At 62.3% G+C, this 15028-nt stretch carries 13 protein-coding genes; 3 read left to right on the forward strand and 10 right to left on the reverse strand.

The window, feature by feature from the left end:
* Window positions 1–26: 26 nt before the first annotated feature.
* A complete protein-coding gene (locus tag RPG13_RS27555) occupies window positions 27–620 on the reverse strand; it encodes a DJ-1/PfpI family protein (RefSeq protein ID WP_095489053.1) in 594 nt (197 codons plus the stop codon).
* A 179-nt stretch (window positions 621–799) separates the two neighbouring features.
* Window positions 800–1501 (reverse strand): GntR family transcriptional regulator, encoded by a 702-nt coding sequence (locus RPG13_RS27560; protein ID WP_337126498.1) that lies wholly within the window; start codon window positions 1499–1501, stop codon window positions 800–802.
* A gap of 145 nt (window positions 1502–1646) precedes the next feature.
* Between RPG13_RS27560 and RPG13_RS27565 the strand changes: the two genes are divergently transcribed.
* Genes RPG13_RS27565 through RPG13_RS27575 form a run of 3 tightly spaced genes read left to right on the forward strand, consistent with a single transcriptional unit; the run spans window position 1647 to window position 5215 of the window.
* Window positions 1647–2873: an iron-containing alcohol dehydrogenase gene (locus RPG13_RS27565; RefSeq protein ID WP_337126500.1), complete on the forward strand. Its 1227-nt coding sequence runs from the start codon at window positions 1647–1649 to the stop codon at window positions 2871–2873.
* An 18-nt stretch (window positions 2874–2891) separates the two neighbouring features.
* Window positions 2892–4379, forward strand: coding sequence for an NAD-dependent succinate-semialdehyde dehydrogenase (locus RPG13_RS27570; protein WP_337126501.1), 1488 nt, complete (start codon window positions 2892–2894; stop codon window positions 4377–4379).
* A gap of 11 nt (window positions 4380–4390) precedes the next feature.
* Window positions 4391–5215, forward strand: a complete 825-nt coding sequence (locus tag RPG13_RS27575; RefSeq protein WP_337126502.1) for an alpha/beta hydrolase — start codon at window positions 4391–4393, stop codon at window positions 5213–5215.
* Between the two features lie 92 nt (window positions 5216–5307).
* Here the strand turns inward: RPG13_RS27575 and RPG13_RS27580 are convergent, their stop codons facing one another.
* The 8 genes from RPG13_RS27580 to RPG13_RS27615 form a co-directional block, all read right to left on the reverse strand.
* Window positions 5308–6249 carry a choline/ethanolamine kinase family protein gene (locus RPG13_RS27580; RefSeq protein ID WP_337126504.1) on the reverse strand — a complete coding sequence of 314 codons (942 nt, stop codon included), beginning with the start codon at window positions 6247–6249 and terminating at the stop codon, window positions 5308–5310.
* A 21-nt stretch (window positions 6250–6270) separates the two neighbouring features.
* Window positions 6271–7236 carry an aminoglycoside phosphotransferase family protein gene (locus tag RPG13_RS27585; RefSeq protein ID WP_337126506.1) on the reverse strand — a complete coding sequence of 322 codons (966 nt, stop codon included), beginning with the start codon at window positions 7234–7236 and terminating at the stop codon, window positions 6271–6273.
* A gap of 11 nt (window positions 7237–7247) precedes the next feature.
* Window positions 7248–8528: a Zn-dependent hydrolase gene (locus RPG13_RS27590; protein ID WP_337126508.1), complete on the reverse strand. Its 1281-nt coding sequence runs from the start codon at window positions 8526–8528 to the stop codon at window positions 7248–7250.
* Entirely contained in the window at window positions 8521–9282 is a 762-nt protein-coding gene (locus RPG13_RS27595; RefSeq protein ID WP_095489242.1) for a DeoR/GlpR family DNA-binding transcription regulator, read from the reverse strand. Before RPG13_RS27595 ends, RPG13_RS27590 begins: the two co-directional genes overlap by 8 nt.
* A 48-nt stretch (window positions 9283–9330) precedes the next feature.
* Entirely contained in the window at window positions 9331–11154 is a 1824-nt protein-coding gene (locus RPG13_RS27600) for an ABC transporter ATP-binding protein (protein WP_337126510.1), read from the reverse strand.
* A complete protein-coding gene (locus RPG13_RS27605; RefSeq protein WP_441338298.1) occupies window positions 11151–12050 on the reverse strand; it encodes an ABC transporter permease in 900 nt (299 codons plus the stop codon). Before RPG13_RS27605 ends, RPG13_RS27600 begins: the two co-directional genes overlap by 4 nt.
* A 26-nt stretch (window positions 12051–12076) precedes the next feature.
* Window positions 12077–13057 carry an ABC transporter permease gene (locus RPG13_RS27610; RefSeq protein ID WP_126105440.1) on the reverse strand — a complete coding sequence of 327 codons (981 nt, stop codon included), beginning with the start codon at window positions 13055–13057 and terminating at the stop codon, window positions 12077–12079.
* A 261-nt stretch (window positions 13058–13318) separates the two neighbouring features.
* Complete coding sequence (locus RPG13_RS27615; RefSeq protein ID WP_337126513.1) at window positions 13319–14902, reverse strand: ABC transporter substrate-binding protein; 1584 nt, start codon at window positions 14900–14902, stop codon at window positions 13319–13321.
* Window positions 14903–15028: the final 126 nt, after the last annotated feature.

The raw sequence follows: 15028 nt of genomic DNA on the forward strand, positions 1-15028 counted from the left end.
GTCTGGGATGCATCGGAAGGATTGACTCAGTTGTGGCGGATTTCCGTTCCCAGCACCTTCAGGCACTCGCGGATGAACGCGGCAAGTGCGGTCCAGCCCTTTGCCGAGACCATCGTTCCGTCGACATAGGCCTCAGTCGGGGACAGGTCGATATAGGTTCCACCGGCGAGGGTCACTTCCGGCTCGCAGGCAGCCAGCGCACCTACTTTCTTGCCACGCACGACGCCGTCGACCGCGATCAGGATCTGTACGCCATGGCAGATCGTGAAGATCGGCTTCTTGTTTTCGTGGAAATGGCGGACGATCGCCTGCACGCGCTTATCCGTGCGGATGTACTCGGGGCCACGACCGCCCGCGCAATATACGGCGTGATACTGGTCGAGCTGTCTCTCCGCTTCCGAAAAGGTCTTGTTCATCAAAGCATAGTGGCCGGGCTTTTCGGTGTAGGTTTGGTCACCTTCGAAGTCGTGGAGCGATGTCTTGATCAGGTCTCCAGCGTTCTTGTCAGGACAGACAACGTGGACGATGTGGCCGACGGCCTCCATCGCCTGCTGATAGACGAAGATCTCGTATTCTTCGGTAAACTCACCGGTCAACATTAGTATTTTCTTGCCTGGCATGGTCGGTTTCCTCGTTTTGTGGATGGAAGTCAGGCGGGCGTTGCACTCGCCCGGCGGCGCGGCCTCAGAAAAGGGAATCCGGGACGTGGTATCCCCGGCCGTTTGCTTGCGTGATCAACGGTGCATCCAGATTGACGGCGGCGCTCCCGATGTGGACGGTGACTGACATCGTGACAGTCTCAATCGAACGCCAGCAACAAACGATCACGAGAATGCTCGATATGGCGGCGCATCGCCTGTTCCGCCGCGGCGGGGTCGGAGGCAGCGAAGGCGGCCAGGATGGCCTCATGCTCGTCGAGCGCTTCCTCGGTAACGCGCGAATGGAACATCAGGCGAAAGATGTGGAAGTGCGTATGCTGGAACGCGAGAGTCTGGCGCACGAGTTCATTGTTTGCAAATTCCATGATCCTGTCGTGGAAAATGGCGTCCTGCCGCGCAAAGTTGGAGTAACGCAGGCGTTCATCCTTGCCTTCGCGGCGCGCCATGCCCCCTGCGGACTCCTGAAGCACCGCAAGTTTCGTCTCATCCATCAATGCGGCTGCTTTGGCTGCACCATGCGGCTCGAGCAACAGGCGAAGCTCATAGAGCTCGTCAAATCGGCGCTTGGTTATCTGCGGCGCGGCACGGTAGCCGATCAAATGTGTCTTCAGCACAAGGCCTTCGCCTTCGAGGCGGCCAAGCGCTTCACGGATTGGCGTGTGTGATACTTCGAGTTCCTTGACCAGACTGTCGACGGTGATCCGCGAGCCAGGCGCGATCTTCAGCGACATGAGTTGCGCGAAGATCGCTTCATACACGTCTTCCACCAGACTGTTGGATCGCTGGATGCGTCCGCTAGCCGGGTCGACTTCTCGGGCATTGCTTAAGTTCGTGACCTGCATCTTTGCCTCTTGACAGGATCACTGGCTAACACGATGCTTCGCTCAATGCAATCCTATATCATATACGATTTAATAGATGATACCTTTGGATCGAACTCGACGAGCTTTCGCTTTCCACTCCCAACATCATCGAGGGACGCAGAACATGAGCCTTTTCGCTGCCGTAAGGCTCCCGCGTGAGATCCTCTTCGGGAAGGGCCAGCGCCATGTCATTCCAACCGTTGCGGCCAAGCTGGGCCGTCGCGCTCTTGTCTGCACGGACGAGCGCTTTGCCGCGACTGTCGCCTTCGCAGAGATCATGGCGGCGCTCGAAGGCGCATCGATAGACGTGCTCGTGCATGACCGCGTGCTGCCCGACGTCCCCCGAGACACCGTTGCCGTCTGCGTCGAAGTGGCGCGAAAGTTCGCGCCGGACATGGTGATCGGCATTGGAGGCGGCAGTTGTCTCGACATGGCCAAATGCGCCGCATTGCTCATCAGTCACGGCGGCCTGCTCCAGGACTACTATGGCGAGTTCAAGGTGCCTGGTCCGACGCTGCCGGTGATCGCGGTGCCAACGACAGCCGGCACCGGCTCGGAAGTGACCCCTGTCGCGGTGATCTCCGATCCGGATCGCGCCTTGAAGGTCGGCATCTCCAGCCCGCATCTGATCGCGGCAGCCGCCATCTGCGACCCGGAACTGACGATGACATGTCCCCCGGGACTGACGGCGATCGCGGGTGCAGACGCGCTGACACATGCAATCGAGGCTTTTACCGCCGTCAGGCGCGGCACTGACCCCAGCCTCCCGCAACAGCATGTCTTCATCGGAAAGAGCGCGCTGACCGATCATTTTGCGCTGCTCGCGATCAAGCTGCTTGGCCGCAGTCTCGAGAAGGCATACAGCGACCCCGCCGACGAGGACGCTCGGGCCGATGTGATGATGGGCGCGCTTGCTGCCGGCTGTGCGTTCGGTACGGCCGGAACGGCGGCGGCGCACGCGGTGCAATATCCGGTCGGCGCCCTCACCCACACCGCTCACGGGCTGGGTGTCGCCACCATGTTGCCGTATGTCATGAAGTACAACAGGGCCGCCGCGGCCGCCGAGATGACCGAGATCGGCCTCGCCCTTGGTCTCGACGGGAGGGACCGGAGTGCCGGTGAGATGGCCGACGCGACGATCGACGAGATCGGCCGGCTGTTTGGAGCGATCGGGATCACGCCTTCGCTGGCCAAGCTCGGGCTTCCCGCCGACAAGCTCGATTGGACGGCCGAACAGGCGCTCGGCATTGACCGTCTCATCAAGAACAATCCGCGGCCATTCGATCTGGCAGCCATGCGGGGCCTGATCCAGGCAGCCTATGATGGCGACCTCGCCACCTACGTCATGTGAGCAATCGAGGAGCAGGCCATGAACATATCTCATCAGGTGCTGGAGGACGATCAGGACACTGCCGACTTCCATAGATTCTCCCACGGCTTGTATATCGGCGGCCAATGGAGGCAATCCGCCGACGGCAGGGAAATCCAGGTCGTGGACCCTTCCACGGAAGCGGTGATCGCCGCCGTTCCCGATGCGACGATCGAAGATGCCGCGGCCGCCGTGGAGGCTGCGGCCAAGGCCGCCGATGGCTGGCGCACAACGGCACCCCGCAAGCGTTCCGAAATCCTCAGGCGTTGCTTCGAGCTGATGACGCAACGTTCCGAGACGCTGGCAACCCTGATCTCGCTGGAAAACGGCAAGGCACTCCGGGACGCGCGTGGCGAGATCGCCTATGCTGCGGAATTCTTTCGCTGGAATGCCGAGGAAGCCGTTCGCATCACCGGTGAATTCGGGATAGCGCCTTCCGGCACGAACCGGATCGTGGTCGACTACGAGCCCATCGGCATCTGCGTCCTTGTCACGCCCTGGAACTTCCCTGCCGCCATGGCGACGCGCAAGATCGCGCCCGCCTTGGCTGCCGGGTGCACGGTAATTTTGAAGCCAGCCAGCGAGACCCCGCTCACGGCCTACGCGCTTGCCGCGCTCTACCAGGAAGCAGGCGTTCCGCCAGGTGTGGTGAACGTTCTGACAACCTCCAATCCCGGCCCTGTGACGGCCGCTATGCTGGCCGATCCGCGGGTGCGGAAACTCTCCTTTACGGGCTCGACGGGTGTCGGGCGCGTTCTCCTGGCCGAGGCGGCAAAGCACGTGGTTTCGTGTTCGATGGAACTTGGCGGCAACGCGCCATTCCTTGTGTTCGATGACGCGGATCTCGACGCGGCGGTCGACGGGGCGATGGTGGCGAAGATGCGCAACGCCGGCGAGGCCTGCACGGCTGCAAACCGCATCTATGTCCAGTCCGGCGTTTATGACGCCTTTGGCGAAAGCCTCGCCAGGCGGATGTCGGCACTCAAGATCGGCGCTGGCACGGACGCGGCCACGGAGTGCGGGCCGATGATCACCAGGAAGGCCGTCGACAAGATCGGCCGTCTGGTCAACGATGCTGTCGCCCGTGGCGCGCGGGTGCTGTGCGGGGGCAAGGCAGGCTCGGGAATGGGATACTACTATCCGCCGACCGTGCTCTGCGACGTCCCGGCCGAGGCGGAGATGGCGCATGAGGAAATTTTTGGGCCGGTGGCGCCGATCTCGAGATTCGAGACGGAAGCCGATGTCATCGCGCGCGCCAACGACACCGAATACGGTCTTGCCGCCTACATCTACACGCGCGATCTTGCGCGTGGAATGCGGGTGGCATCCAAGATCGAAGCCGGGATGATCGCTCTCAACCGCGGCTTGATGTCCGATCCGGCAGCACCCTTCGGCGGGGTGAAGCAGAGCGGCCTCGGCCGCGAGGGCGGCCAGCATCACGGCATTGCCGAGTTCATGGAGGCGAAATACCTCGCCATCAGCATCTGAGCGGAGGAAGAGTGCAAAGCGATCCGTTTCGCATCCGCGACTACGTCGCGGATTTTGACAAAATCGTGCAGGACATCGTTCACCGCAGCGAGGCCGTTCGCGCAACCATTCCAATGGCTGCGGACGTTGCCTATGGGCCGGATCAGACCGAAACCATCGACCTGTTCTTTCCCACGGGCAAAAGAAGCGGCCTGCCGGTGCACATGTTTATCCATGGCGGCTACTGGAGAATGTTCTCCAAGCGCGACTACTCATACGTCGCGACGACGATTACCCAGGCGGGTGCGATTGCCGTCATCGTCGACTATGCTCTGATGCCCAACGTCAGAATGGCTACGATCGTCGACCAGGTGCGCCGCGCCAAGCAGTGGGTTCTCGCCCATATCGCCGACCATGGCGGAAACCCGGCAGAACTGACTGTCAGCGGTCATTCGGCCGGAGCACATCTTTCAACGTTTCTGTTCAACAGCGAGAATACCCCCTCGAATGTGCGGGCAGCTCTTCTGCTCGGCGGACTCTACGATTTGAAACCGCTCCAGAACTCCTTTCTCGCCAACGAGATTGGAATCACCGATGAGGAAGTCGCCATGTTTACACCTCTTGCCTATCGGCATGATCCTCAAACCAAGGCGACGGTTCTGGTCGGAGCCAATGAGACGCCGCCTTTCCATCAGCAAGCAGATCGATTCAAAGAGAACCTGCTGCAGCAGGGTTCGCCGGTAACGTCGCTTGTTCTCACGAACCGCAACCACATGGACAGTGTCAGAGATCTCGGCGTGCCAGGGAGCCAGGCGGGTGGTTGCCTGACGAAACTGATTGCCAACGACAGCCGCTAGCCCTCCCTGCAGACATGGCGGCCATCACCCATGGCGGCTTAACTGCAATGCCGTCTGCGTCCAACCGGGAATTGCTCCGCCCGTGACACTCGTCAGACCGCCTTGAGATACTCGACCCATTGCGGAGTCTGCATCACCGAGCGCGCGCGCATATATTTCCACGCCCCGTATTTGTAGAAATCGAAGTCGAGCGCCGATACGACGTTCTGCACCATCGCCCAGGTTCCCCACTTCACATCGGCGAGCACCTTGTGCACGACCAGCCGGGCCTTCAACCGAGGGTCAAACCTGCCGAAATATTCCTCGATGACTTCGGCCTCGACCGCATCGGAGAAGAACATTTCCCCGCACCAGATGCCGAGTTCGTAACAGCGGTCGTTGTTTGCGGCATACTCATAGTCGATCAGCATCATCGACCGGTCGGGCGCGATCATGAAGTTTCCGGGCATCGGATCGTTGAAGCATGGAACCAGGTCGATACCCGAAGCCTCGAGCGCCGCCCGTGCCAGCAGGTATTGGCGATGCAGCCACGCAAAATCCGCCGGCAGCGCGCCTCCAAGCTCGCCGACCTGATCGACATGCTCGTCGATCATGTCGAAGACCGTCTTGGTCAGCGACAGAAGGCCCGAATCGTTGAAGCGCCGGTAGAGACCCAGCACCGAGCGGCGTACATCCGGGTCGAGGAAATCACGGTTGGTACAGGAGCGCCGCCCCTCCATGAAATCGGCGATCTCGACGCCGCGTTCGTCCAGATAGCCGTAGACCGCGGGTCCGATACCGAGCGAGTACGCTCGCCGGCTCGCCTCCGCCGCCGCTTTTCGGTCGATGAACATCTCGGTGCCGCGGCCCGGAACCTTCACGAAATAGCTCCCTGACTGTCCCGCGATGCGAACGCGCCAGTTGGAATTGCTGATGCCGCCATGCACCGGCCGGTAGCGGAGATCGCGGCCGGTCCATGGTTCGACGGCACAGATGACGGCCTCGATCTCCCGCTCGGCTTCGCTCACCGCCTCGCCCGGCCGCTTCTCAATCATGTAGGGCCTCCTTGCAGCCGCTCAAAGCCGTCTCAACTTCAGTTCGAAGTCCGGATGGCGAAGAGCCATCCGGCAGCGCAGCAACCGCCACTGCGCGTATTTCAGAAACTCGATGTCGCCGCGCGGCGATGTCGAGTTCAACAACAGACCCCATAGCCCCCACATCAGATCGTCCGCCGCCGCATATGCACGGCAACGGTTGAGGGAAGCCTGACGGAACGACCCCTCGAACATCTCAAGCGCCGGCCGCATCTCTTCTTCGAACGGAAAGGCCTCGTTAAGTAGAATGCCGACCTCGTAGAGGGGATCGATATTGCGGGCGTCGTCGAAATCGACGAGCTGAACCGCCCCGTCCTGGCCTATCATGATGTTGGAGGCGAGGCCGTCGGCGTGGCTCGGCCGGACATCGTAACCCGCAGCGGTGATCGCGCGCTCGATCTCGCCGACGCCGTCGAGCATCCACCAAAGATCGTCCGGGCGCTCGACGCCGGCAGCTTTCCGGGCGTCGTCCAGCACCCGGATCCTATCGAATACCGTCCACGACAAAGTAAATGGCCGCGATCCGTGGATCGCCTTTTTGAGCCCGATGACCTGCTCCATCACGTCCGCCCGTCGCAGATCGTCCATGCGCGCTGTTTTCCAACCGGGCGGCAAGAGATCGAAGACGATCGCGTCGGCGTCTCGCGCAAGATGCCGGGGACTTGGCGTGCAGCCCAGTCCGGCCGCGATGGAGGCGGCTTCAAACACGGCCTCCAGATCGACGAACGCCTTCTGGTCGGAGTTCACGATCTTCAGGAAATAGGCCGGAGACGACTGGTCGACCGCCACCAGCCATGCTTCGCTGTCGACGCCGCGATGCGAGGGCGATGCGATACCCGGAGAGGCGGGCGCAAAACCGATCTGTTTTCCCGTCCAGTTCGCAATAGCGGTGAGCGCCGCCTCGGCACGAACTTCCGCGGGGGTGGAGGCTTCGCCGATCGTCTTCATCGCCTAGTCCTTCAGTTCTTCAGGATGTTGCCGTCGACACAGAACCGCCACAGCATCCCCGCGAGCAATTCCGTCCCCAGGAGCCGGTCCTCGGGCGTGGTAAACTCCGTCGGGTGGTGGATGACACCGCCGACGCTCGGCACGCCGATAACGATCGCCGGCGTAACCGCCGACATGCTGACGGCGTCGTGCCCACCGATCGTGTCGAGCCGCAGGACCGTCTGCCCGAGCGATTTGGCGGTCTGTTCGGCCAGATCGATCAGCCCGGCGTCGAATTCTCCTGCTCGCCTCCGGTCTATGGATCGGACTTCGAACGACGTGTGGGCGCGGGCGGCACAGGTCTCGATCTTCTCCTTGAGTTCCGCTTCGGCCGACGCCAGAAGCTCGGCGCTTCCCGACCGCAGTTCGATGAACATCACCGTTTCTCCCGGCACCACATTCGGTGAATTGGGATAGACTTCCAGCCGCGCCGCCGAGGTGTGCAGATCCGGACCGGCCTTGTCGGCCATGTCCCTGAGTTCGGCGATCAGATAGGCGGCAGCAAGCAGCGCATCCTGCCGCTCGGCCATCGGTGTGGGGCCGGTGTGGGCCTGCCGGCCAACATAGGCGAGGCGATATTTGACGGCACCCCAGAAACGGGTGAATGCCCCGATCCGCAGGCCGGCCTTCTCGAGATGGGCCGAGCCCTCGATGTGGATCTCGATCAAGGCGTCCGGCACCACGCGAGCGGCCTCGCCCGCATAGCCGATTTCCGACAGCGCCTCGGCCACCGAAACGCCGGAACCGTCCCGGCGCGCCAGCGCGAAATCGAGGTCGATCTCGCCGGAATTGACGCTGCTGCCAAGCAGGCTGGGCTGGAACCGCGCACCTTCCTCGTTGGTCCAGTTGACGATGACGAAGTTGCATTTCGGTTTGATGCCGGTTTCGGCCACCCGGCGCCTTATCGCCTCTATCGCGCTGCAGGCGGCGATCACTCCATAAGCGCCGTCGAAACGGCCACCATTCGGCTGACTGTCGAGATGCGACCCGCACATGATCCAGGGCGCATCCTTGCCGGCCCAGTCGAGAAATCCGTACATGTTGCCGATCGCGTCGACCTCAAGGCGCAGGCCTTCCTGCGCGAACCATGCAGCCAGCCAGTCGCGTGCCAGTCCATCCTCGCGGGACAGGGTCAGTCGCGTCATCGAGCCGCCTGGACCACCGCCGAAGGTGGAAACCTCATCCATCATCCGATGGAGGGCTTCGGCGTCAACGCCGGGGAAGGCCGACGGGTCCTTGCGAATTTCAAGCATAGAGCACCTTTACCTGCGTCTGATCCATTTGCGCGGCGAAGTCCGCCTTGAGGGGAGCGTCGGTGATCAGGATGTCGACGTCCCGGAATTCGTATGTGCAGATGGAGCCCTGCCGGCCAAACTTGCTGCTGTCGGCCAGCATGACGCACTGTTTGGAGTGCTTTCGCAGCGCGCGGCGAATGTTCGCCTCGTCCTGTCCGAGGTCCATGAAGCCGAACCTGCTGTCGACGGTTGCAATGCTGACGAAAGCGATGTCGAACAGATGCCGCGTGACGAGATCGACCGGATCCGGACCCATGAAGGCCCGGTAGCTCGGCCTGACGTCGCCGCCGACCGCCACGAGATTGGGATGTCCGGCATCGGCGAGCAGTGCGACGATATCGAGCGAGTTGGTATAGACGGTGATATCGGGCCAGTTCCTCAGATGCTTGGCGAACGCCAGCGTCGTCGTGCCGGCGTCGACGAATATCTTGATGTGGTCTCTGAGCAGGGTCGCCGCACGTTCGGCGATGCGCGCCTTCTCGCGCGCGTTCAGCCGCATCCGGTCGGCGATGGGCTCGTCGGCGTCAGGGCGCGGCTTGACGCCACCACCATAGATGCATCGCAGGTGGCCCTCGAGTTCCAGTTGCTTCAGGTCGCGACGCACCGTTTCCCGGCTGACATGGAAATGCTCGGCGAGTGCCTGCACCGATACGCGCCCGTGCTTCTCGAGTTCGGCAAGTGCGTATTGCATGCGATCTTCAGGATCGCTCATGCGGATTTCGCTTCCATCGATATGTTCCTCCCCGTCTTTTCTTGTCGATCATGCGGCGGCGCGAGTTCCCGTTGTTTCAACGAGGAAGCAGGCCGCCAACTCGCCGTGATTTCGCGCCGTCAGCGTCGGGCTCTCGGCACGGCACCGGTCGAAGGCATGCGGACACCGGCTGGCGAAACTGCAACCCGGCGGCAGGTCGATCGGGCTCGGCGGCTCTCCCTCGAGCAGGCATTCCTCCGGCTTGTAGCGGCGCTCCTCCAGTGTCGGAACCGCGCTCAACAGCGCCTTCGTGTAAGGATGCCCGGGATCGAAGAAAAGACGCTCATTGTGGGCGATCTCCACCACCTCGCCGAGATACATCACAGCGACCCGGTTGCAAACGCGGCGGACCATTGCAAGGTCATGCGAGATGAAGACGTAGGTCAGGCCGTGCTGGGCCTGCAGTTTTTCGAACAGCGCCAGCAGGCGGAACTGCTCGGTCTGGTCAAGCGACGACAGCGTCTCGTCCATGATGAGCACTTTTGGCTCGAGCACCATGGCGCGGGCGACATTGACGCGTTGGCGTTGGCCGGCGCTGAGACCAAGCGGCAATTCATCGTAGAGGTTCGCGGGAAGCTCGACCTCGGCCATGACCGCCAGGACGCGTTCGCGTATCTCCTTCGCATTGCGCATGCCGTGCACCCGCAGCGGATCCTCCAGGATCGCGCCGATGGACGTGCGCGGCGGCAGCGAGTTGAACGGATCCTGCAGCACCAGCTGAAAATCGCGCCGGAACTTCAGCAGCGTCTTTCCCCTCAGTTTCGAAAGATCCTCGCCATTGCAGATGACGCTGCCGCTGTCCGGAAACTCCAGGCGGCTGAGAAGCCGCATCAGGGTGGACTTGCCGCAGCCGGACTCGCCGACCACGCCGAAATTCTCGCCCGGCATGACGTCGAAGGTGACGTTGCGCACGGCGCGAACCTCGCTGTGAGCCGCGAATGTTCCCCGTTTGCGAACACGGTAGGTGCGGGTTGCGTCGCGTATGCTGATCGTTGGCATGGCCGCGCTCGTCGTACGCGGAACGGCGACCGCCTCGCTCGTCCAGATTTTCGGAATCTGGCTGATCAACTGCAGCGTATAGGGATGCTGCGGCGCGTCGATGAGCCGCTGCGGGGTGTTGCGCTCGACGATCCTGCCTTCGGACAGCACCAGGACCTGATCGGCCGCCTCCTTGACCGTCGGCAGCGACGACGAAACGAACACCACCGCGGTGTCGAAACGCTCCGTCAACTCGCGCATCAGACGCAGGACCTGCGCCGCGACTGTCACGTCGAGCGGCTGGGTGACGTTGTCGGCGACGAGAAAGGCTGGATTGCTGATCAAAGCGTCGACGATCAGCGCGCGCTGCATCATGCCGCCGCTGAATTGCGAGGGATACTCGTCGAAGCGCAACCGTGGCGAGGGAATGCGGACCGCTCCAAGAAGGTCGATGACCCGCTTGCGGGCCTCCGATGGATCGATGCCGGGTACCACGGCGCTGAGTTTCTCGACGATCTGGCGGCCGACCGGCAAAGTGGGATCCAGCGCTCCCATGGGATTGGCACCGACATAGGCGATCTCTCTGCGCAGCAGTCGCATCCGTCCGCCGGCCAGGTCGAGGATGTTCTGCGACTTGTACTCGACCGAGCCGGACGAGATGCGCAGCGGCGGGTCGATCCAGTTGACCAGGGCTCGCGCCAGAACGGTCTTGCCCGAACCGCTGGCTCCGATGATGCCGACGATTTCGCGCGGGGCGAGATCGAAGCTCACATCGGAGACGACCGGCCGGGCGCCCGCGCCCGTGCCCACTTCCACGCCGAGATTCTTGACCGACAGGACCGGGCTGCTGTTCACGACACGCCTCCGTAGATCCGGTTGCGGGCCCGCTCGAGCGAAGCGCCCATCAGGTTGATGCTGGTCAGGGTAAGGCACAGGAACACCCCCGGCATAGTGGCGATCCACCATGCATTGAGCAGGTATTTCCTGCCGTCGGCGATGATGTTGCCGAAGGTCGGCGTCGGAGGCTGCACGCCGAGGCCGATGAAGCCGAGGATCGACTCGAAGATCATCATGCGCGCCACGTCGAGCACCGACACGAAGATGATCGGCGGCAGCACCAGCGGCGCCAGCAGCCAGACCATGATGCGAAAATCCGAAGCCCCGCTGACCTGGGCGGCGCGCACATATTCGCTCTTGCGTTCGGTCATCACGACGCTGCGCGTGACGCGGGCATAGACCGGCCAGCTCGAAAGGCCGAGTACAAGGATGATCGCCGGAATCGTCGGCCGCGATACCCCCAGAACGGTAATCGCGAGGATGATCATCGGGATGGAGAGCTGCGCGTCGGTGATCCGCATGATCACCATGTCGATCCTGCCCCCATAGTAACCGGCGAGCGTGCCGAGCGAGCAGCCGATGATCAGCATCACCACCACGGTGGACAGGCCGATCAGCAGGGAATAGCGCAAGCCCACCAGACTGCGCACGAGCATGTCGCGACCGATCTGATCGGTGCCGAGCGGTGCCGCCCAATTCCATTTGTCGCCGAGGAAGGGTGGCGACTGCAAACGGCCGGCGACGTTCATCTTGGTGGGGTCGATGCCGCTCAAGGCCGGGTAGAGCAGCGCCGCGAGACCCAGCAGGGCGAAGATCACGAGGCCGACCCGGAATTCGTTCGACGCCAGCGCCGCCTTCCATATCCGCCGAGACAGCGAAGCGCCGCGCTGCGCTTCCGGCGCGGTTACCTTCATGCTCAGATGGGTTTGCACGACGCTCATCAGTATTCCAGTCTCGGATCGATCAGCGTTGCGACCAGATCGACCGCGATGTTGATCAGGACGAAGATGGCGCTGGTGACGATCGCGATGCCCTGAATCAGGGGAAAGTCGCGCTGCAGCACGGCGTTGATGGTCAGAAGCCCCAGTCCGGGATAATCGAAGATGAATTCGATCACGAGCACGCCGCCGAGCAGGCCGCTGATCTGGATGCCGAGAAGGTTGAGCAGCGGAACCGAGGCATTGCGCAGCGCGTGCGCGAAGATGATCCGACGCTGGCTGAGCCCGCGCACGCGGCCGACGGCAATGAACGGCATCATCATTGCCGAGGAAATCGAGCCGGTTAGCGTCCGGATCAGAACTGGCGAAAGTTCGACAGCCAAGACGATCGCCGGCAGGATAGTGTAGGCAAAGCCCTTGTAGCCGATCGCCGGCAGCCAGCCGAGCTTCACGGACAGCAGCAGCGCAAGCACGATGCCGAGCCAGAAACCCGGCAGGGATATGAAGATCGACGACACGTAAAAGGCGACCCTGTCCGGCCATCGTCCAGGAGACAATCCGGCCGGGATGCCGATCAGGAACGAAAAGAGCATCGCGAACACGATCGCCAGAAAGGCGAGCTGCAGCGTCATCGGCAGGGTCTCGCCGATAAGGGTGAGCACGTCGGCGCGCTCGCCGCGCGTGGCATCCCCGAAACTAGATCCGCCGGTCGAGGCGCCGCTGGCCGGCCGAACGAACGACTGGCCGAGGTCGCCCCTGACGACGCCGCTCATATAGCGCCCGAACTGAACCAGCACCGGGTCGCGAAGCCCCATCTCCTTGGCGATCTGCTCGATCAACGCCTCGGGCGCCATTCCGCCCGCCATCAACCGGACGGGATCGCCCGGAACGACACGAAGCAAGGTGAATATCAGCAGCGTTACAAGAAAAATGATCAGCGCACCCTGGGCCAGGCGGCGGACAAGAAAGCTAATGATGAACATTCCATCTCCTGCGGCGGACGAAGCCCGAGGACTGGTTGCCGGCTCTCCTTCTCCCCTTGTGGGAGAAGGTGGCCGAGCGAAGCTCGGTCGGATGAGGGTGTTCCAGCTTGGTACCAACAGCGCTCCGGCCAGCACCCCTCAACCGTCTTGGCGCTGCGCGCCAATCCACCTTCTCCCACAAGGGGAGAAGGCAAGACAGGGCTGCGCTTCGACGGCTGTCACGGCCCGGGTTTGTTTCTCCCGCGCCGCGGCTGACGCCAATCAGGCGAACGCCCCCTTCGACGCATCCATCGAACCGTCCGGATAGATGAAGAGCCCCGTGAGAGACTTGTCCATCGCGTGGATCATGACGGAAGTGAACAGGGAGAACGACGGCACTTTCGCGGCAATCATCGGCATCGTCTCGGTCTGGAGGATCTGTTTGCGCTCCTCGAGCGACGCCGCGCTGCGCTCCTTGTCGAGTGAGGCGTCCAGTTCGGGATCGACGATGCCGGTGATGCGCTTGGACGAGGAATGGAAATGCGTGCGCAGCACGAGGTCCGGCTCTGGCGATCCGGTCGACCAGCCGCAGTCGACCATATGGCCCGGACCGCCGCCGGGACGGTCGTAGAGACGCTCATTCCATGCCGCGATCTCCAGCACCGACAGCGTGACGGGGAACCCCTGCTCCTGCAGCATGGCAGTGATCACCTCGCCATACTCCTTGGTCTTGGGATAGAACCCGACCGAGGTGATGTATTCGAGTTCGGGCAGGCCCTGCCCCTTCGGGAAGCCTGCTTCGGCGAGCAGAGCCTGGCATTTCTCCGGGCTGTATTCGGGATAATTGGGCAAGTCGACATAGCCGAACTTCACCGGCGAGACATAATTCGCCGAGGCATGGCCGGCTTCGCCGAGGATTTCGAGCAGCATGGACCGGTCGATCGCGTGACAGGCTGCCATGCGCACGCGGGGATCGTCGAAGGGCGGCTTGGAACAGCGGAACCACAGATATTTGTTCTCGACCGAGACCACGCTGCTGATCGCCACATTCTCGTTACCTTTGAGGGTTGCCACCTGCTCCGGTTCGAGCCGCTCCACGATGGACGCCTGGCCGTTCATCAGCGACAGCATGCGGGTGGTCGAGTCGCCGACGAAATTGAAGCTGATGCCGGGGATGGCCGGCGCCCCGAGGAAGTAGCCCGGGTAGGCTTCCAACACCGTGTCGTTGCCTCGCTGCTCGACGAACTTGTAAGGCCCGGTGCCGTTCAGGCGCTGCGAAAGCGGCCCGCTCGGCCCGGCGGCGATGTCGGTTGCCGACAGCATCGGCAGGTAGGAGGCGAGGAAGATGAACAGATGCGCCGGATAGCCGCCCTTCGATGTGTCGACGATCACCGTATAGTCGTCCGGCGTCGTGATCGTCAGCGTCTCAGTCGGGCCTGGATACCATTGCGCCGGCCGGTCGGGCTGCGAGCCGTATTCGAAGGTCGCCTTGACGTCTTCCGCCTTGAACGGCTTTCCGTCGTGGAACTTCACCCCTTCACGCAGCTTGATCTCAAGCTTGGTCGGCTCAAGCAAGGTGATCTTTGTGGCGAGCTCGTAGATGACCTCGTCGGGATTTTCGACGCGCATCGGCGTGCGCGTCAGGAACCCCATGACGAAACCCTCGATGTTCTTCTGCGACAGCGTCGTGTGGGCCGTCGGATCCCAGTTGCCGGTGATGTTCTCGGCCGACAGGAAGACCAGTTGCTTGCCCGCCTGCGCAGCCGCGCCAGAGACCAGGAATTCCGGGTTGATCACCATAAGACCGGCGCCCGCTCCGAACGCCGCCATGCCCTTCATGAAATCACGCCTGCTTGACTCGGTCATATGTCGTTCCCCTTTTTTCATTATGTGGTTTTGTGGTTTTTCTTACGTTAGCCAAAACTCTCCACTTGGCAACACGGATTCTACTGTGCGCTGCTGATACTGCGCCAAAAAAGCGCAATTGCCTTA

The organism is Mesorhizobium sp. ISC15 (assembly GCF_037162615.1).
Taxonomy (GTDB): Bacteria; Pseudomonadota; Alphaproteobacteria; order Rhizobiales; family Rhizobiaceae; genus Mesorhizobium; species Mesorhizobium mediterraneum.

What these genes read in the sequence shown, in the direction of transcription:
- RPG13_RS27555 (WP_095489053.1), bottom strand. Translation starts at nt 620, where the DNA reads ATGCCAGGCAAGAAAATACTAATGTTGACCGGTGAGTTTACCGAAGAA.
- RPG13_RS27560 (WP_337126498.1), bottom strand. Translation starts at nt 1,501, where the DNA reads ATGCAGGTCACGAACTTAAGCAATGCCCGAGAAGTCGACCCGGCTAGC.
- RPG13_RS27565 (WP_337126500.1), top strand. Translation starts at nt 1,647, where the DNA reads ATGAGCCTTTTCGCTGCCGTAAGGCTCCCGCGTGAGATCCTCTTCGGG.
- RPG13_RS27570 (WP_337126501.1), top strand. Translation starts at nt 2,892, where the DNA reads ATGAACATATCTCATCAGGTGCTGGAGGACGATCAGGACACTGCCGAC.
- RPG13_RS27580 (WP_337126504.1), bottom strand. Translation starts at nt 6,249, where the DNA reads ATGATTGAGAAGCGGCCGGGCGAGGCGGTGAGCGAAGCCGAGCGGGAG.
- RPG13_RS27585 (WP_337126506.1), bottom strand. Translation starts at nt 7,236, where the DNA reads ATGAAGACGATCGGCGAAGCCTCCACCCCCGCGGAAGTTCGTGCCGAG.
- RPG13_RS27590 (WP_337126508.1), bottom strand. Translation starts at nt 8,528, where the DNA reads ATGCTTGAAATTCGCAAGGACCCGTCGGCCTTCCCCGGCGTTGACGCC.
- RPG13_RS27595 (WP_095489242.1), bottom strand. Translation starts at nt 9,282, where the DNA reads ATGAGCGATCCTGAAGATCGCATGCAATACGCACTTGCCGAACTCGAG.
- RPG13_RS27605 (WP_441338298.1), bottom strand. Translation starts at nt 12,050, where the DNA reads ATGAAGGTAACCGCGCCGGAAGCGCAGCGCGGCGCTTCGCTGTCTCGG.
- RPG13_RS27610 (WP_126105440.1), bottom strand. Translation starts at nt 13,057, where the DNA reads ATGTTCATCATTAGCTTTCTTGTCCGCCGCCTGGCCCAGGGTGCGCTG.
- RPG13_RS27615 (WP_337126513.1), bottom strand. Translation starts at nt 14,902, where the DNA reads ATGACCGAGTCAAGCAGGCGTGATTTCATGAAGGGCATGGCGGCGTTC.